Here is a 16,823-nt window from a genome sequence, read left to right as displayed (position 1 = left end):
CCGGGTCGTTAGCTGATGAGACGATCAGCAGCCTCCTGGTAGCGCTGGCGGGTCTGATCGATAATCTCGCCGGGCAGCTCCGGCCCCGGCGGGGTCTTGTCCCAGTCCAGGGTTTCGAGGTAGTCGCGCACGAACTGCTTGTCGAAACTCGGCGGGCTGATGCCCAGTCTCCATTGGTCCACGGGCCAGAAGCGCGAGCTGTCGGGAGTGAGCACCTCGTCGATCAGGTACAGCTCGCCGGCGGAGTCGGTGCCGAACTCGAACTTGGTATCGGCGATGATGATGCCGCGGTTGCGGGCATAGGCCGCGGCACGCCGATAGATCGCCAGGCTGATGTCACGCACCCTCAGCGCCAGCTCCGGGCCGATCAGTGCCTGCATGGCGGCAAAGTCGATATTCTCGTCATGCTCGCCGGCGGCGGCCTTGGTCGAGGGCGTGAAGATCGGGTCGGGCAGCGGTGCGGCCTGTTCAAGGCCTTCCGGCAGGGCAATCCCGCTGATGGCGCCGGTGGCCTGGTAGTCCTTCCAGCCCGATCCGGCCACGTAACCGCGCACGATGGCTTCGACCGGCAGCGGCTTGAGGCGGCGCACCAGCATGGAGCGCGGCTCGAGTTGCCGGGCCATGTCGGCATCGCCGAGTATCTCGGCCAGGTCGCCGTCGAGCAGGTGATTGGCCACCTGGTCGTCGAACTGACTGAGCCAGAAATTGGAAATGCGCGTGAGCAGCTCGCCCTTGCCCGGAATCGGGTCGGGCAGAATCACGTCGAAAGCCGACAGGCGGTCGGAGGCGACGATCAGCAATCGCTCGTCGTCGACGACGTAAATGTCGCGCACCTTGCCCTGGTGGAGCAATTGCAGCGGAGGAATCGGGTAGTGGCTCACGGCAGGCGGGTACAATATCGGCCAACCCCGGATTATACGCGTGTGAATACTGTCATGAAGCAGCCGCTGGTCATTGCCCCTTCCATTCTTTCGGCCGATTTTGCCCGCCTGGGCGAAGAAGTCGACGCCGTGCTGGCCGCCGGCGCCGACTGGGTCCATTTCGATGTCATGGACAACCACTACGTGCCCAACCTCACTATCGGCCCGATGGTGTGCAAGGCCTTGCGTGACTACGGCATTACCGCCCCCATCGACGTGCACCTGATGGTCGAGCCGGTCGACCGCATCATTCCCGATTTCGCCGCCGCCGGCGCCAGCGTCATCAGCTTCCACCCCGAGGCCACCAAACACGTCGACCGCAGCCTCGCCCTGATCCGCGAGCAGGGCTGCCAGGCCGGCCTGGTCTTCAACCCGGCCACACCGCTGGACGTGCTCGACTGGGTCATCGACAAGGTCGACCTGGTGCTCATCATGTCGGTCAACCCCGGCTTCGGCGGCCAGAAGTTCATCCCCGCCGCACTCGACAAACTGCGCCAGGCCCGCAAGATCATCGACGACTCCGGCCGCGATATCCGCCTGGAAATCGATGGTGGCGTGAAGCCTGACAATGCCGCCGAGATCATCGAGGCTGGCGCCGATACCCTGGTGGCCGGGTCGGCAATTTTTGGGGCTGATGATTACGCTACGGCCATCCGAGGCATCCGCGGAGGTTAGGGGGGGTGGCCGGTGGTGTCCGGTGGCCGGGCGGGTGCTTCGGGCAATCGGCCGGATCGTTAGGTTGAGGATTGGGTGGCGTTTTGGTGCCACCGAAATTGTTGTGTTGCAGCTTCTGGTTACGTCGCCTTCGATGAAACTTCGGGGGTGCTGATGGGCACGGCGGGCTCGGTGCCACATTCCGTTGCCCTGCGCACCCGCCCGGCCACCGAACACCACCGGCCTTGAAGGGTGTGGTGGTTGAAAAAGAACCATCGGCCCGGATTCCCCTCAATTCGGGTAGGCCGGGGTTGCATCCCCGGCGGACAGCGCCAGACGAAGCCCATCCACTTCCGATACCCCCACATCATCACTTGCGGCACCAACCAGGTACCGCCACCCGGCATCCCCCCCCACCTCCCGCGCGGCGCTACAATAGCCCGCTTGTTCGCACCAAATCACCGCCGTGGATCCCACCCGCTTCCAGCAACTGGCCGCTGACGGCTACAATCGCATCCCGGTCTGGCGCTCCATTGCCGCCGACCTGGATACCCCGCTGTCGGTCTACCTCAAGCTGGCCGACGGTCCCAACGCCTTCCTGCTCGAGTCCGTAGAAGGCGGCGAGAACTGGGGTCGCTACTCCATCATCGGCCTGCCGTGCCGGCGTGCCTGGCGCGCCACCGGACGCACGCTGGAGCGGCTGGAGTTCGGCCACGTGGTCAAACAGCGCAACGACATCGACCCGCTGGACCTGATCCGCGACGAAGTCGCCCGCCACCGCGCCCCTAAGCTCGACGAACTGCCCGGCTTCAGCGGCGGCCTGGTCGGCTATTTCGGCTACGAAACCGTCGCCCACCTGGAGCCGAAACTGGATTTTTCCGGCAAGCCCGACGAACTCGGCGTGCCCGAGATCCTGCTGCTGGAAGCCGAAGAACTGGCCGTGTTCGACAACCTGGCCGGGCGGCTGTACCTCATCGTCAACGCCGACCCGAACGAGTCCGACGCCTTCGACCGCGCCCAGCGCCGCCTCGACCAGCTCGTCCATCGCCTGCGCTGCGGCTCGCCCGGCTACCCGCCGCCTATGCCGCTGCCGGAACTGTCGGAGGCCGATTTCCGCTTCGGTTTCCAGCGCGAGGACTTTCTTTCCGCCGTCGAGCGGGTCAAGGAATACATTCTCGACGGCGACGTCATGCAGGTGGTGCTGTCGCAGCGCATGAGCGTGGACCTGGCCGCCCGCCCACTCGATGTCTACCGCGCGCTTCGAAGCCTCAACCCCTCGCCCTACATGTATTTCTTCGATTTTGGTGAATTCCAGGTCGTCGGCTCCTCGCCCGAGGTGCTGGTGCGCGTACAGGGCGGCGAAGCCATGGTGCGCCCCATCGCCGGCACCCGGCCGCGCGGGCGCACGCCGGACGAAGACCGCCGGCTCGAGGAAGAACTGAAAGCCGATCCCAAGGAACTGGCCGAGCACCTGATGCTGATCGACCTGGGCCGCAACGATATCGGCCGCATCGCCGAGACCGGCACGGTGTGCCTGACCGACGAGATGGTCATCGAGCGCTACTCGCATGTCATGCACCTGGTCTCCGAAGTGCACGGCAAGCTGGCCGATGACATGAGTGCAACAGATGTACTGCGCGCGACATTCCCGGCCGGTACGCTCTCTGGCGCGCCCAAGGTGCGGGCCATGGAAATCATCAACGAGATCGAGCCGGTGCGTCGCGGCGTCTACGCCGGGGCGGTGGGTTATCTCGACTGGCACGGCGAGGCGGATCTGGCGATTGCCATTCGCACCGCACTGGTCAAGAACGAGACCCTGCACCTGCAGGCCGGCGCCGGTATTGTTGCTGATTCCGATCCCGACAAGGAGTGGGAAGAAACCATGAACAAGGGCCGGGCCCTGATCCGTGCCGTTGCCGAGGCCAGCGGAGGGCTGCACCGATGAAGGTGTTGATGATCGACAACTACGACTCGTTCACCTACAACCTGGTCCAGTACCTGGGCGAGCTGGGCGCGGACGTGCACACCGTGCGCAACGACGCCATCGATATCGCCGGCATCCGCAAGCTCGATCCGGCCGGCATCGTCCTGTCGCCCGGGCCGCGTACACCCAATGAAGCCGGCATCTGCCTGCAGGTGGTCGACGAGCTCGCCGGCGTCTATCCCATACTCGGTGTCTGTCTCGGCCACCAGACCATCGGCCAGGCCTTCGGCGGCAAGGTCGTGCGCGCCCGCGAGGTGATGCACGGCAAGGTCTCGCTGATGCATCACACGGGCAAGGGCGTGTTCACCGGGCTCGACAACCCGTTCGAAGCCACCCGCTATCATTCACTGATCGTCGAACGCGAGTCGCTGCCGGACGTGCTCGAGGAAACCGCCTGGACCGAGCTCGACAACAATCGCGACGAGATCATGGGCTTTCGCCATCGCGAACTGCCCATCGAAGGCGTGCAGTTCCACCCCGAGTCCATCCTCACCCGGCACGGCCACGACCTGCTCAAGAACTTTCTGGATACCTTATGAACAAGACCCGCGAAGCCCTGGCCGAGCTGGCCGAAGGCAAGGACCTCGAACCCGACCTGATGCGCGCGGCCATGAACGAAATCATGGCAGGCGAGGCCGACCCGGCCCAGATCGGCGCCATGCTCATGGCGCTTCGCATCAAGGGCGAAACCCCGGCCGAAATTGCAGCCGCCGCCGAAGTCATGCGCAGCTTCGCCGCCCGCGTCGATATCGAGCTCGACGGCCTGACCGACATCGTCGGCACCGGCGGCGACGGATCCTCGCTGTTCAATGTCTCCACCGCCTCGGCTTTCGTCGCCGCCGAGGCCGGCGTGCGCGTGGCCAAGCACGGCAATCGTTCGGTCTCGAGCAAGTCCGGTGCCGCCGACGTGCTCGAAGCCGCCGGCTGCCGCCTCGACCTCGGCCCCGAACAGGTCGCGCAATTGATCCAGGAACTGGGCGTGGGCTTTTTGTTCGCCCCGCAACATCACTCGGCCATGAAACATGCCATCGGCCCCAGGAAGGCGCTGGGTTTGAGAACGATGTTCAACCTGCTCGGGCCGCTCACCAATCCCGCCCTGGCGCCCAACCAGGTGCTGGGCGTGTTCTCCGCCGACCTGGTCCGCCCCATGGCCGAGGTCATGGGCAAACTCGGCAGCCGCCATGTCATGGTCGTCCACAGCCGCGACGGCCTGGACGAAATCTCGCCGGCCGCGCCCACCCTCGTGGCCGAACTCAAGGACGGCGAGATCAGCGAATATGAACTCGACCCGGCCCAGTTCGGCCAGATCGCCGAGAGCCTGAATGACCTGGCCGTGGCCGATGCCGCCGCCAGCCTGGCCATCATCGAATCCGTGCTCGGCGGCCAATCCGGCCCCGGTCACGCCATGATCGCGCTCAATGCCGGGGCGGCCATCTACGTCTCCGGCCAGGCCGACAGCCTGGCCGAAGGCATCGCGCGGGCCAGCGAAATCCTCTACCAGGGCAGGGCGCTCGAGCGCCTGCGCCGCTACGCCGAACGGAGCCAGAACCTGTGAGTGCCGACATCCTCAAGACCATCCTCGAGGCCAAGCGCGACGAAATCGAACGCCGCCGTGCCGACCGCACGCTCGAAGAACTCAAGGCCATTGTTGGCGACATGCCGCCCTGTCGCGATTTCGCCGGCGAACTCAAGACCCGCGCCGCCGCCACCAAAGACGCCGTCATCGCCGAAGTCAAGCGCGCCTCCCCGTCGGCCGGCATCATCCGCAAGGACTTCGACCCCGAAGCGATTGCCAAAAGTTACGAGGCCGGCGGTGCCACCTGCCTGTCGGTGCTCACCGACGAAGGCTTCTTCGGCGGCCAGACCGCCTTCCTGGTCGAAGCCCGCAAAGCCTGCCGCCTGCCGGTCTTAAGAAAAGACTTCATCATCGACCCCTGGCAAGTCATCGAAACCCGAGCCATCGGCGCCGACGCCCTCCTGCTCATCGTCGCCGCCCTCAACGACGACCAACTCGCCGAACTGTCCGAGCTGGGCAAGGAACTGGGGCTGGCCGTGCTGGTGGAAGTGCATGACGAGCAGGAGATGGAACGGGCGCTGAAAGTGCCCGGCGACCTGGTGGGGATCAATAATCGGGATCTGCACCGATTTGTCACCGACCTGGAAACCACGCTAAGGTTGGCGCCGATGGTGCCGAAGGATCGGTTGGTGGTTTCGGAGAGTGGGATTCATACTCCGGAAGACATCAAGCGGTTGCAGGATGGGGGGATTGGGGCGTTTTTGATTGGGGAGGCGTTTATGCGGGAAGAGGAACCTGGAGAGGCGCTTGGTCGGCTGATTGCCGGTTAAACTGGATAGGGACACAGTTTGCCTTGGAGTGATGGCATGGCAAATGACGAAGCGACTAACTCAAGACCATCCCAAGACCCCGATCTACGTGGGGTGGAAGCCGCGTTGCTTCGTGCTGCTCAAAGAGCGCGCGAGCGGGCGCGAATGACCGGGACTCGTTTGGTGATTAGCGAGGATGGTGTGCTGAAATTTGTGTCGCCGGATCGCCTGGAGCTGAGTTCGCAGGAAGTCGCCGACCAATTCGAGCGCTACGATGTTGAAGAATGAGCGGGCTCGTAGCGAAATCAGCGAGCATATCGGAAGCTGCCTCGATGATTTCCTCGAAGATGAAGAGCTGTTGGCCGAGGCCGAATCTGCAGCCACCAAGCGGGTCATTGCCTGGCAGATCGAACAAAGCTCTTTTCCTACCTGCTGACAAGCCATTGACTGACTGACGGCGCCCCCGCGGTGCGCCATCCTGCTGTTTCGATTGATTCAAGCGGCGGGGGTCGAGCAGTGTGGAAATGGGCAGTGCGGGTTACCAGCGCCACCGACCCGAAAAAACACTGCTCTACCGGATTGTCGAGCGGCATTACCCGGCTTTTTCCGACCACTTGGCCGAGGCCGGCAAACAGCTACCCGCCCATGTGCGTCAGGCATTCGATGGCTACCTGCAATGCGGGCGGCTGGAGCACGGTTTCCTGCGCCTGCGCTGCGACAACTGCCGCACCGAGCATCTGCTCGCGTTCAGTTGCAAGCGCCGCGGTTTCTGCCCTAGCTGCGGCGCGCGGAGGATGGCCGACGGCGCGGCCTGGCTGGTCGACCAGGTGTTGCCTGAGCGGCCGGTCAGACAATGGGTTCTTAGTCTCCCCGTTCCACTGCGATTTCTTCTGGCCACCCACCCGGCACTCATTGGTCGCGTGCTGGGTATCGTCTATCGGGTCATTGCCGGCCACATGATCCGGCAGGCCGGGTACACGCAACAGTCGGCGCGAACGGGTGCTGTCACGTTGATTCAGAGATTCGGCTCAGCCCTGAATCTGAACATCCACTTCCACATGCTGTTTCTCGATGGGGTCTACGTGGTGACGTCGCCCCACGACAACCGACCCCGATTCCAGTGGGTGCGTGAACCGACGTCGGCCCAACTGTCGCAACTGGCCCACACCATCGCCCGCCGGGTAGGGCGGTTGCTCGAGCGTGAAGGACTGCTGGAGCGCGACACCGAGCAGCTCGACTTTAGCGATGTGCTGGACGAAGACGATCCGATGCCCGATTTGGTGGGCCACTCCATTACCTACCGCATTGCCGTAGGCCCGCACCGGGGCCGCAAGGTGTTCACGCTCCAGACCCTGCCGATTTGCGAAGAGGAGGACTGGGCAACTGGCGGGCCCGGAAACGTGGCGGGGTTCTCTCTGCACGCCGGTGTCGCGGTCAAAGCCTGCCAGCGCGACAAGCTCGAGCGGCTGTGCCGATACATCTGCCGCCCTCCCGTCTCGGAGAAGCGACTGTTCCTGACCGCATGCGGCGACATCGGCTACACGCTCAAAACCCCGTACCGTGACGGGACGACTCATGTGATCCTCGAGCCACTGGATTTCATTGCCCGGCTGGCGGCACTGGTCCCACCGCCGCGCCAGAACCTGACCCGTTTCCATGGGGTATTCGCACCGAACAGCCCCTACCGGGCCCGGATCACGCCAGCCCGCCGGGGCCGGGGCGCGAAGCCCACAAAGCCAGCCCAAACCGAAGACCGCACACTGGCTGAGCAACGCTCGGCGATGCGATGGGCGACGCGCCTCAAGCGGGTTTTCCAGATTGATGTGGAGACCTGTCCGAAGTGTGGGGGCACGGTCCAGATCATCGCCTCCATCGAAGCCCCACCGGTTATCGAGCGAATCCTGAATCATTTGGCCCGCAAGGACGTGTCCGGCCTGTGGCCTGACAGTCGGGCGCCTCCGACCCCGCGCATCGGCTTGCCTCACTGAACTGTAGAAAACCGACTTCAGATCACGCTGCGCCCGATCGCGGTCCGGCATCGCTCGTCCAGCTCCGGCCCCAGGCCGGCCAAATCGGGATCGCTTTCCCGTCCGATTGGCGAAGACAGGGCAGAATCGGGCGAAGCCTGTCCCGGACCTGATCCGGGATCCGGCCCGCTGCGTGTTGCAATCGGTGTCAAACGTCAAGCTGACACGGCACCGGATACCGCTGGAATTGGCGAAAAAGGGCGGTTATAGTTCCTATACTCCACCTGCCGTTCGATGATCTCGCCCAGGACTTCGTAATTGACCTCGCCCGCCTCGTCAAAGGGCGTGACCAGGGCCGTGTAGACGCCTTTTACCTGCACCTTGCTGCTCCGCGATCTGTGGTTGGGGGAAGGGACGGGTAATGATCCGATCCCGTTCAAGAGCCGGCCACCCTGGCCAGCCCGACCCGCCATTGTACAAGGCTCGAACTGTTCCATGCAGGACGGAAGCGGTCAGATGCTACCCGTTTCCTCTTGCTAAACCCTGATCCACAGATTGCACAGAATTCCGTGGAAATCTGTGTAATCTGTGGATTGTCCTCTTGAGTGGCTGAAACACGTGCGTAATCAGAAAAAGCTATTGTCGCCTTCGATAGGCGGAAAGCATGCTGACCACCTGTTCGTAAAAGGCAGAAAATGCCGTGTGCTCCACCGGCGTCGTGGTCTGATAGATGGCATCGAAGATATCGACCGGTTCGTAACAGCCGGTATTACGCGGCATGCCCACCGCACACTGCCGCAAGACCATCGGGTGCTGCTCACCCCGACAGCCGCCCACCTCCCTGCAAATCAACGCAACCGTTACCAGCCAGTGTGCATCCCAATAGAACTGGTAACTGCCGTCATCTCCTGCAATCGGCGGCGCAATCAACTCAGCTTCGGGCAAAATGAGACTAGCCAGCGCTGCGTAAACACTGCCCTCATCCAGCCTGCTCAGGGCTTGGTCCAGTTCCCTCATGACCTGTTCTCGCGCTCGATCCAGGAAGCCGGCACGATGCAACTCCTCGATCTCAACGCTGTCCAGCATCCATTGCGGTGGCTCAGCAGCGACCTGCGACTCACGCTGTAGGATGAACTCATCTGCCAGCCGAACAGACATCTCATTAATGGCATCCCCCATCTCGTCCACAAACTCGTAGCACAGTTGGGCAAACATTGTGCGCGATAGCATGCCGGGGAACTTACGTCTGATGCTTTCAACATTCACTTCACGGGGGGGACTCGATGCTGCCGCACCGATCTCCTCACACCAATGCAGCCACTGCACCTGGTTACCATATGCCTGCCGTTCGCTCCATCCGTACAATGACTCAGCATCTTGCAAGGCGTCTTTGATGGATTGTCCTTCCGAAAACGGATCAGCAGTGGTCTGCTTCCGAACCTCTCTGGCTTCCGTCGCCCCCCCAGACGGACTGCTAAATCTCTCACCCCGGCTACCGGACCGTTCAGCATCCCCGTCAGCGCTGCCGACGACGGCATGCGATTCTTCCCGCAATGGGTCTTCACCCGGCCTCTCGGCCGGGCGCTCAAGCAGCCACCAGACAAGGGCGATAACCGCAAGGATTGCCACTGGTACTCCAATAACTATTTTCAGAACCTTGGTGTTTGGTTGCTTCATTAGCATCGACCGTACTTCAATCCGAACATGAGCCTACCGGTAAGCTCTTTCATGGGTTATTGCCAAACCTGAAATTATCAAACACCTGCTGATCTGACAAGGCAGGATTACCCGCCCCGTAGAGATTCCAATTTACCCGCCAAGTTTGCCATGGAATCACTGAGCCTTGCGGATGGGAAACATGGGACCCATCAGCACGAAAAAACGCGACATCTCTAAGCCCCTGCTGAATAGTCGCGTTCATTGTATTCGCAAGCAGTTGCCCTACCTGCTGGGGAGTTAAAATATATCCCCCAATTCTTGCATAACCACCGGGACCACTGCCCAACCCACCAAACTGGGTATCCCTTCCCACTCTCGTGCCACCATTCGCCCCACTATTAAACGCCCAGAATTCACTCAGCGCAGGTCTTCGACCGATCACAACGATTCGATCCATTTCCTCAACAACCACCCCTAAAGGGCATAGCCCTTCAACGCAGCCACTGCCATCCGGTTGAGGAAGAACGAAATCCTCTGGAAGAACAGGCTCGTAAAAAATCACCGGATCATACGTGGACCATACCAATGCGTAGGTCGAAGTCTGACTGTCCTCAGCTATCTTCGTATACAAACCAAGGTTTTCAGCAGCCGTAACGCTTCCACAGAAGAGAAAAAAGAAAATCAGGAACCAAAGAAGTCTCATTGTCAATCTCCAACGCATCATAAGGAGGATTGACGGAAGCATCACAAATCTCATTCTTCGTGAATTTTCGAGCGCAACGCAACCGTCCCCAACGGGGTCACCCCAAGCCCCAGTCAGACATTAGCTCAAATTGGGGGGGGGTCAAGGTCTGGACGATCCAGAGACTTCCTACGCGCGATGGGAGACGGGACGCTAGCTGCTGCCGCTGATAGGACATGAGCATGCTGACCACTTGATCACAAAAGGCTGAAACCGCCAAGCACTCGACAGGCGTGCTGCTCAACACTGGCAAGACACATCCACGGGCACGAGGAGATTCGCTGGCACCAGAACGCGACCAGACTCCATACGCTGACAAGACGATTCACCTCAGTTCCGGTCCCGGGCAAGGACGCTCGCAACCCTGCCCCAAGCCCAAGGTCACTACCTTGTGCCTGCCACTGCAGCCCGATGATGATGGTGCATCTATGGCGTCAAGTCTCGGTCCGGCACCGGTCTATTGCAATCAAATGCCCGTCACGCCGGGTTGCCGCTGAAGCTGATCGAAACGTTGCCACACGCCTTCATCACCATCCCAGCGCCCGCGCGTGGCGGCCTTGGTGTACTCGGTAGCGCGTTGCTCGAAGAAGTTGGCGAACTCCACGCCGTTGAGAATCTCGACCAGCCACGGCAGCGGGTGCTCGACCAGCGGGCTGTACTCACCGTCACGGTGCTCGAAGGCGCCGAACACTGTGGGCAGTTTCAGTTGCGCGAGACGCCAGTCGGCGATGTAGCGGACATAAGCCTTGATGTCGGCCGGGCCCATGCCCTCGATCTCGCCCAGTTCGCGAAGAGAACCAGGAGAAGAGAACCAGGACACCCAAGATTCTGATGGCTGAGGAAGAAAACCAGGACACCCAAGATTCTGATGGCTGATGCAACGCAAGGCGGGTGGCTGGGCGTTGAAATTCTCATAGAATTCGCTCGGAACCGCCGAGATTGGGCGTTTTGCGCCTTTGGGAGGTCAGTTGGGGCCGAAACTTTGCACGGGCTGGCGTCCGGTGTATGCCGGAGATTCTGGGTCAGATTAAAGGGGGGCTACCAGGGTAGTGGTTGTTCCCGCAGCTTCTGGAGTGCGAATTCCCCGGAAACACCTTTCATCCAGCGCTGGCCTAGTTGGGCGGCCTTGAGTATTAGTGATTCGGCAGAGCCGATGGCGCGGTAGTAGTCGGTCTCAGTCGCTTGGACACGCCTCATCCACTCGGCTGGATGTTTGGCTACGCTCCAGAGACTTTCCGGCGGCATTTCCTCGGTCGCGGAGAGTTTGCCGCGCTTGTTGGGATGGGCCTGGAGCCCGGTCCATCGGACCAGCTCGATATAGCTGGATTCCGTGAGATCCGATAGGGTGTCTGCATCGAGCCCAGCGACAGGCTTGAGTGCCTCCTCCTGCGATCCTTTACCCAAAGCCTTTGCAATGGCCGATTGAGCCGACTCGAGTCGGTACCGGACCGAGGTGTGCTCGGAGTCGCGAAGCGTCTCGCACATGCCGGCTCGGACCGGATTGAGATCGACGTAGGCCATGCAGGAAAGAACGGCCTGCTCGTCCAGCAGCGCCTGACACTTGAACCGACCTTCCCAGAATCGGCCCGAGCAGCCGTCCTCGCGGTTGGCCCAACGAGCAATGGGCTCGTTGAGCGCGCGCATGAACCAGCTGATAGAACCGAGGCGCTGACGAATGACGTCCAGGCGCTTGGCATTTCCGAGGAGAGCGAGGGTGGCGCGCTCGACACAGGCTGGATCGTCGCGATCACTGATCGAGCCGGGGAATAGCGCCAACCAGCGCTCTGCAACTTCCCTGTCTGTCCATTGCCAAGGCGTGACCGGATCGCTACGCAGTACTGCATGGACGTGGTTAGACATTACTGCGTATGCGAACACAGAAACAGCAAAGCTCTCTGCGAGTTGAAATATCCGGTCTTCGATCCACTGACGCCGATGCTCGAAGTTCTTGCCGGTTAGCTGGTCCACGCCGCAGAGAAAAGCACGACGCACGCACCGGCTTACACAATGGTAGAAGCCAGGCTCTTGATCGCTGACCAATTGGCTGCGTGGATACGTCATGGGCCAATGATGGCGAGAGATCCACCGTGGTGAAATCCTAAGATTGTCGTGTTGTGTTGTAGGAGATTTCCTGCAGATTATGGGTGTCCTGTTTCCGCGTCGGTGTCCTGTTTCCGCGTCCTGTTTCCGCGGCATGAGAACGATGTTCAACCTGCTCGGGCCGCTGACAAACCCCGCGCTGGCCCCCAACCAGGTGCTGGGCGTGTTCTCCGTCGACCTGGTCCGCCCCATGGCCGAAGTCATGGGCAAGCTCGGCAGCCGCCACGTCATGGTGGTGCACAGCCGCGACGGCCTGGATGAAATCTCGCCGGCCGCGCACACCCTCGTGGCCGAACTCAAGGACGGCGAGATCAGCGAATACGAACTCGACCCGGCCCGGTTCGGCCAGATCGCCGAGAGCCTCAAAGACCTGGCCGTGGCCGACGCCGCCGCCAGCCTGGCCATCATCGAATCCGTGCTCGGCGGCCAATCCGGTCCCGGTCACGCCATGATCGCGCTTAATGCCGGTGCCGCCATCCACGTCTCCGGCCGGGCCGACAGCCTGGCCGAAGGCATCGCGCGCGCCAGCGAAATCCTCTACCAGGGCAGGGCGCTGGAGCGCCTGCGCCGCTACGCCGAACGGAGCCAGAACCTGTGAGTGCCGACATCCTCAAGACCATCCTCGAGGCCAAGCGCGACGAAATCGAACGCCACCGCGCCGACCGCACCCTCGAAGAACTCAAGGCAATAGTTGGCGACATGCCCCCCTGCCGCGACTTCGCCGGCGAACTCAAGACCCGCGCCGCCGCCACCCAGGACGCCGTCATCGCCGAAATCAAGCGCGCCTCACCCTCTGCCGGCATCATCAGAAAGGACTTCGACCCCGAAGCCATCGCCAAAAGCTACGAGGCCGGCGGCGCCACCTGCGTGTCGGTGCTCACCGACGAAGGCTTCTTCGGCGGCCAGACCGCCTTCCTGGTCGAAGCCCGCAAGGCCTGCCGCCTGCCGGTGCTCAGAAAAGACTTCATCATAGACCCCTGGCAGGTCATCGAAACCCGAGCCATCGGCGCCGACGCCCTCCTGCTCATCGTCGCCGCGCTCAACGACGACCAGCTCGCCGAACTGTCCGAACTCGGCAGGGAACTGGGCCTGGCCGTGCTGGTGGAAGTGCATGATGAGGAAGAGATGGAGCGCGCACTCAACGTGCCTGGGGACCTGGTGGGGATCAATAATCGGGATTTGCACCGATTTGTCACCGACCTGGAGACTACGCTAAGGTTGGCGCCGATGGTGCCGAAAGGTCGGTTGGTGGTTTCGGAGAGTGGGATTCATTCGCAGGAGGATGTGAAAAGGCTGCAGGATGGGGGGATTGGGGCGTTTTTGATTGGGGAGTCACTGATGCGTCAGCCTGATCCGGGTGAGGCGCTGGGGCATTTGCTGGCATGAATCAAAATTGGCACATTATTCCCATTAGCGTTTGTTATGCGGCGGTAGAATTCGACCCGTGAAAACAACACGGTATTTCGACGCAACCCGGTCCCGTCCCGATCGGGCAAAAATTGAGGACGAATGGATTTTGCGGGTCATAGAACGCCCGGAGCACGAGCATGTCCAAGAAGATCAGCGAGTACGGCGCTGGGCCCGGATACCGGAGGCTGGAGGTCGCTACCTTCGCGTGATTTTGCTTCCGGATCGAGAGACGGTCCATAATGCTTTTTTCGACAGAGGTTTCAGGCCATGAAAGTGCAGTACTTCGAGGACACGGACACCCTCTACATAGAGTTTCAGGGTCGAGAGATCTCGGAAACCCGAGACCTGGACGAAAATACGATTCTTGACCTGGATTCAGAAGGGAACGTGTGCGCAATTACCTTTGAGCATGCCAGTAAGCGCACCGACATGAGCCATCTGCATATAGAAGGCATAGCCGCCTAACAATGCATTCAACTCGGGCGCCGGCAAAGATCCGGTGCGCGAATGGTTAAAGAAGCTGCCACGGGACGATTGACGAACGATCAGAAAACCAGGACACCCAAGATTCTGATGGCTGCTGCAACGCAAAGGCGGCTGGCTGGGCGTTGAAGTTTTCATAGATTTCGCTCGGAACCGCCGAGATTGGGCGTTTTGAGCCTTTGGGAGGTCAGTTGGGGCCGAAACTTTGCACGGGCGGGCGTCCGGTGCATGCCGGAGGTTCTCGGTCAGATCAGGGTGAGGCTACCAGGGCAGTGGCTGTTCGCGCAGCTTCTGGAGTGCGAATTCCCCGGAAACACCTTTCATCCAGCGCTGGCCCAACTTGGCGGCCTTGAGTATTAGTGATTCGGCAGAGCCGATGGCGCGGTAGTAGTTGCTTTCGATCCCTTGGACACGCCGCATCCACTCGCCTGGATGCTTGGCGACGTTCCAGAGACTTTCCGGCGGTATTTCTTCAGTCGCGGAGAGTTTGCCGCGCTTTTTGGGATGTGCCTGGAGCCCGGTCCATCGGACCAGTTCAATGTAGCTGGATTCCGTGAGATCCGAGAGGGTGCCTGCATCGAGCCCGGCGACAGGCTTGAGTGCTTCCTCCTGCTTCCCTTTGCCCAGTGCCTTTGCAATGGCCGATTGAGCTGATTCGAGTCGGTGCCGGACCGAGGTGTGCGCGGAGTCGCGAAGCGTCTCGCACATGCCGGCACGGACCGGATTCAAATCAACGTAGGCCATGCAGGAAAGAACGGCTTGATCGTCCAGCAGCGCCTGACACTTGAACCGGCCTTCCCAGAATCGGCCCGAGCAGCCGTCCTCCCGATTGGCCCAACGAGCAATGGGTTCGTTGAGCGCCCGCATGAACCAGCTGATTGAACCGAGGCGCTGACGAATGACGTCAAGTCACTAGTGTCCGGTTAAAAGTGCTCTGAATCCCGAAAATCGCATGTTTTACAGCACATTACAAGCGGAAAAAGGTGTCCCCGATTTGAACGCGGAGTTCGCGGTGTATAACCAAGCCGATACCGTGCCCTCCGGAGTGGCAAATGAACATCGGCAAGACGCTTTTTGCTCAGATTATGGATTTCCTTCCCTGGAAGACTTTCCACCGCACCGTCGACCGATACGACGGCAACCGGCGAGTGCGAACTCTGAGCTGCGCCGAACAGTTCCGCTGTATGGCCTTTGCCCAGCTGACCTACCGCGAGAGCCTGCGGGACATCGAAGCCTGTCTCCAGGTTCAGTCTGCAAAGCTTTACCACATGGGCTTTCGCCAGCCGATTCGTCGAGCAACTCTTGCCGATGCAAACGAGTCGCGAGATTGGAGAATTTACGGCGACTATGCCCAGCATCTGATTGCACAAGCGAGAAGCCTCTATGTCGACGAATCCATAAGCTCGGGTCTTCCCGATACGGTTTACGCACTCGACTCAACCACCATCGACCTATGTCTGTCGATGTTCCCATGGGCACCATTTCGCACGGCAAAAGCGGCAGTCAAACTTCATACCCTGCTGGATCTGCGCGGATCGATTCCCAGCTTCATTCATATCTCCGACGGCAAGCTGCACGACGTCAATGTTCTAGACTTGCTGATTCCGGAGGCAGGTTCGTTTTACGTGATGGATCGGGCCTACCTGGACTATGCTCGACTATTCAATCTGGCCCAGGCCGGCGCCTTCTTTGTAATCCGGGCCAAATCAAACCTGGACTTCCGGCGGGTCTATTCTGCTGCTACAGATCGGCAAGCTGGGCTGATCTGCGACCAAACTATTGCGCTCTGCGGCCAGCGTCCAAGCAAGTACTATCCTCAACACTTGAGACGCATTCGCTTCAAGGACCCGGAAACCGGAAAGACCCTGGTATTTCTCACCAATCAGTTCCAACTCCCGGCTCTTACGATCTGCGCGTTGTACAAAAGCCGGTGGCAGGTCGAGCTGTTCTTCAAGTGGATCAAGCAAAATCTCCGTATCAAGTGCTTCTTCGGCCGATCGGAGAACGCAGTCAAGACACAAATTTGGATTGCTGTGTCGACCTATGTGCTGATCGCCATCATCAAAAAGCGTTTGGACCTCGATATTTCGCTGCACGCAATGCTACAGATTATCTCCATAACTGTATTTGAAAAAACACAGTTGAAACAGGCGGTTACGATCGACCGAAGCGATCTGGATCAGATCAAAGACGGTAACCAATTGAATCTATTCGGCTTTTAAACCGGACACTAGTGACGTCAAGTCTCTCGGCGTTCCCAAGAAGCGCGAGGGCGGCCCGCTCCACGCAGGCCGGATCGTCACGGTTACTGATCGAGCCGGGGAATATCGCTAACCAGCGTTCGGCAACTTCCCTGTCTGTCCATTGCCAGGGCGTGACCGGATCGCAACGCAAAACCACGTGGACATGATTTGACATTACCGCATATGCAAATACGGAAATGGAAAAGCTATCTGCAAGCTGGAATATCCGATCCTCGATCCACTCACGCCGATGCTCAAAGTTCTTTCCGGTAAGCTGGTCCACCCCGCAGAGAAAAGCACGACGCACGCACCGGCTTACACAATGGTAGAAGCCAG

18 protein-coding genes are annotated in these 16,823 nt (G+C 60.6%); 12 read left to right on the top strand and 6 right to left on the bottom strand.

Annotated features, from left to right (window positions below):
* Window positions 1–8 precede the first annotated feature (8 nt).
* Window positions 9–881, bottom strand: coding sequence for a phosphoribosylaminoimidazolesuccinocarboxamide synthase (locus IC757_RS12475; protein WP_223846123.1), 873 nt, complete (start codon window positions 879–881; stop codon window positions 9–11).
* A gap of 54 nt (window positions 882–935) precedes the next feature.
* On the opposite strand from IC757_RS12475, the gene rpe reads away from it, so the two are divergent.
* The 8 genes from rpe (at window position 936) to IC757_RS12435 (ending at window position 7,871) form a co-directional block, all read left to right on the top strand.
* Window positions 936–1,595 (top strand): ribulose-phosphate 3-epimerase, encoded by a 660-nt coding sequence (gene rpe, locus IC757_RS12470; RefSeq protein WP_190974626.1) that lies wholly within the window; start codon window positions 936–938, stop codon window positions 1,593–1,595.
* Window positions 1,596–2,040: 445 nt separating this feature from the next.
* Window positions 2,041–3,519: an anthranilate synthase component I gene (trpE, locus tag IC757_RS12465; protein ID WP_190974625.1), complete on the top strand. Its 1,479-nt coding sequence runs from the start codon at window positions 2,041–2,043 to the stop codon at window positions 3,517–3,519.
* Window positions 3,516–4,097: an anthranilate synthase component II gene (locus IC757_RS12460; protein WP_223846122.1), complete on the top strand. Its 582-nt coding sequence runs from the start codon at window positions 3,516–3,518 to the stop codon at window positions 4,095–4,097. Before trpE ends, IC757_RS12460 begins: the two co-directional genes overlap by 4 nt.
* Window positions 4,094–5,113 carry an anthranilate phosphoribosyltransferase gene (trpD, locus tag IC757_RS12455; protein WP_190974624.1) on the top strand — a complete coding sequence of 340 codons (1,020 nt, stop codon included), beginning with the start codon at window positions 4,094–4,096 and terminating at the stop codon, window positions 5,111–5,113. The genes IC757_RS12460 and trpD overlap by 4 nt, the downstream gene beginning before the upstream one ends.
* Window positions 5,110–5,904 carry an indole-3-glycerol phosphate synthase TrpC gene (gene trpC / locus IC757_RS12450; protein ID WP_190974623.1) on the top strand — a complete coding sequence of 265 codons (795 nt, stop codon included), beginning with the start codon at window positions 5,110–5,112 and terminating at the stop codon, window positions 5,902–5,904. Before trpD ends, trpC (IC757_RS12450) begins: the two co-directional genes overlap by 4 nt.
* 36 nt (window positions 5,905–5,940) lie before the next feature.
* On the top strand, window positions 5,941–6,171 hold the full coding sequence (locus IC757_RS12445; RefSeq protein WP_190974622.1) for a hypothetical protein: 231 nt from the start codon (window positions 5,941–5,943) through the stop codon (window positions 6,169–6,171).
* Window positions 6,158–6,319 carry a hypothetical protein gene (locus tag IC757_RS12440; protein ID WP_190977080.1) on the top strand — a complete coding sequence of 54 codons (162 nt, stop codon included), beginning with the start codon at window positions 6,158–6,160 and terminating at the stop codon, window positions 6,317–6,319. The genes IC757_RS12445 and IC757_RS12440 overlap by 14 nt, the downstream gene beginning before the upstream one ends.
* 88 nt (window positions 6,320–6,407) lie before the next feature.
* Window positions 6,408–7,871, top strand: a complete 1,464-nt coding sequence (locus IC757_RS12435) for an IS91 family transposase (RefSeq protein WP_190974621.1) — start codon at window positions 6,408–6,410, stop codon at window positions 7,869–7,871.
* Window positions 7,872–8,486: 615 nt separating this feature from the next.
* Here the strand turns inward: IC757_RS12435 and IC757_RS12430 are convergent.
* The 4 genes from IC757_RS12430 to IC757_RS12415 all read right to left on the bottom strand — a co-directional run bounded on the left by IC757_RS12430 (window position 8,487) and on the right by IC757_RS12415 (window position 12,111).
* Window positions 8,487–9,533, bottom strand: a complete 1,047-nt coding sequence (locus tag IC757_RS12430) for a hypothetical protein (RefSeq protein WP_190974620.1) — start codon at window positions 9,531–9,533, stop codon at window positions 8,487–8,489.
* A gap of 43 nt (window positions 9,534–9,576) precedes the next feature.
* The gene (locus tag IC757_RS12425) at window positions 9,577–10,212 is read right to left on the bottom strand and encodes a hypothetical protein (protein ID WP_190974619.1); all 636 of its coding nucleotides are present in this window, start codon (window positions 10,210–10,212) and stop codon (window positions 9,577–9,579) included.
* Between the two features lie 505 nt (window positions 10,213–10,717).
* A complete protein-coding gene (locus tag IC757_RS12420) occupies window positions 10,718–11,071 on the bottom strand; it encodes a hypothetical protein (protein WP_190974618.1) in 354 nt (117 codons plus the stop codon).
* A 218-nt stretch (window positions 11,072–11,289) separates the two neighbouring features.
* Window positions 11,290–12,111, bottom strand: a complete 822-nt coding sequence (locus IC757_RS12415; RefSeq protein WP_190974617.1) for a transposase — start codon at window positions 12,109–12,111, stop codon at window positions 11,290–11,292.
* 334 nt (window positions 12,112–12,445) lie between these two features.
* Here IC757_RS12415 and IC757_RS12410 point away from each other — a divergent pair, with 334 nt between their 5' ends.
* The 3 genes from IC757_RS12410 to IC757_RS12400 all read left to right on the top strand — a co-directional run bounded on the left by IC757_RS12410 (window position 12,446) and on the right by IC757_RS12400 (window position 14,226).
* Window positions 12,446–12,949 (top strand): hypothetical protein, encoded by a 504-nt coding sequence (locus IC757_RS12410; protein WP_263405566.1) that lies wholly within the window; start codon window positions 12,446–12,448, stop codon window positions 12,947–12,949.
* Complete coding sequence (gene trpC, locus IC757_RS12405; RefSeq protein ID WP_190974615.1) at window positions 12,946–13,737, top strand: indole-3-glycerol phosphate synthase TrpC; 792 nt, start codon at window positions 12,946–12,948, stop codon at window positions 13,735–13,737. Before IC757_RS12410 ends, trpC (IC757_RS12405) begins: the two co-directional genes overlap by 4 nt.
* Window positions 13,738–14,028: 291 nt before the next feature.
* Window positions 14,029–14,226: a DUF2283 domain-containing protein gene (locus IC757_RS12400; RefSeq protein ID WP_190974614.1), complete on the top strand. Its 198-nt coding sequence runs from the start codon at window positions 14,029–14,031 to the stop codon at window positions 14,224–14,226.
* Window positions 14,227–14,505: 279 nt separating this feature from the next.
* Here the strand turns inward: IC757_RS12400 and IC757_RS12395 are convergent, their stop codons facing one another.
* Window positions 14,506–15,111 carry a hypothetical protein gene (locus IC757_RS12395; protein ID WP_190974613.1) on the bottom strand — a complete coding sequence of 202 codons (606 nt, stop codon included), beginning with the start codon at window positions 15,109–15,111 and terminating at the stop codon, window positions 14,506–14,508.
* 185 nt (window positions 15,112–15,296) lie between these two features.
* On the opposite strand from IC757_RS12395, the gene IC757_RS12390 reads away from it, so the two are divergent.
* A complete protein-coding gene (locus tag IC757_RS12390) occupies window positions 15,297–16,466 on the top strand; it encodes an IS4 family transposase (RefSeq protein ID WP_190974041.1) in 1,170 nt (389 codons plus the stop codon).
* The last annotated feature ends 357 nt before the right edge of the window (window positions 16,467–16,823 follow it).

This window comes from Wenzhouxiangella sp. AB-CW3 (assembly GCF_014725735.1).
Classification (GTDB): Bacteria; Pseudomonadota; Gammaproteobacteria; order Xanthomonadales; family Wenzhouxiangellaceae; genus Wenzhouxiangella.
The sequence above is the reverse complement of the archived record's forward strand: the minus strand, read 5'-3'. Positions and strand labels throughout refer to the sequence as shown.

Coding starts and splice junctions, on each gene's coding strand:
- rpe (WP_190974626.1), top strand. CDS start 936: ATGAAGCAGCCGCTGGTCATTGCCCCTTCCATTCTTTCGGCCGATTTT.
- IC757_RS12460 (WP_223846122.1), top strand. CDS start 3,516: ATGAAGGTGTTGATGATCGACAACTACGACTCGTTCACCTACAACCTG.
- trpD (WP_190974624.1), top strand. CDS start 4,094: ATGAACAAGACCCGCGAAGCCCTGGCCGAGCTGGCCGAAGGCAAGGAC.
- IC757_RS12445 (WP_190974622.1), top strand. CDS start 5,941: ATGGCAAATGACGAAGCGACTAACTCAAGACCATCCCAAGACCCCGAT.
- IC757_RS12440 (WP_190977080.1), top strand. CDS start 6,158: ATGTTGAAGAATGAGCGGGCTCGTAGCGAAATCAGCGAGCATATCGGA.
- IC757_RS12435 (WP_190974621.1), top strand. CDS start 6,408: ATGGGCAGTGCGGGTTACCAGCGCCACCGACCCGAAAAAACACTGCTC.
- IC757_RS12430 (WP_190974620.1), bottom strand. CDS start 9,533: ATGCTAATGAAGCAACCAAACACCAAGGTTCTGAAAATAGTTATTGGA.
- IC757_RS12425 (WP_190974619.1), bottom strand. CDS start 10,212: ATGAGACTTCTTTGGTTCCTGATTTTCTTTTTTCTCTTCTGTGGAAGC.
- IC757_RS12415 (WP_190974617.1), bottom strand. CDS start 12,111: ATGTCTAACCACGTCCATGCAGTACTGCGTAGCGATCCGGTCACGCCT.
- IC757_RS12410 (WP_263405566.1), top strand. CDS start 12,446: ATGAGAACGATGTTCAACCTGCTCGGGCCGCTGACAAACCCCGCGCTG.
- IC757_RS12400 (WP_190974614.1), top strand. CDS start 14,029: ATGAAAGTGCAGTACTTCGAGGACACGGACACCCTCTACATAGAGTTT.
- IC757_RS12395 (WP_190974613.1), bottom strand. CDS start 15,111: ATGCGGGCGCTCAACGAACCCATTGCTCGTTGGGCCAATCGGGAGGAC.
- IC757_RS12390 (WP_190974041.1), top strand. CDS start 15,297: ATGAACATCGGCAAGACGCTTTTTGCTCAGATTATGGATTTCCTTCCC.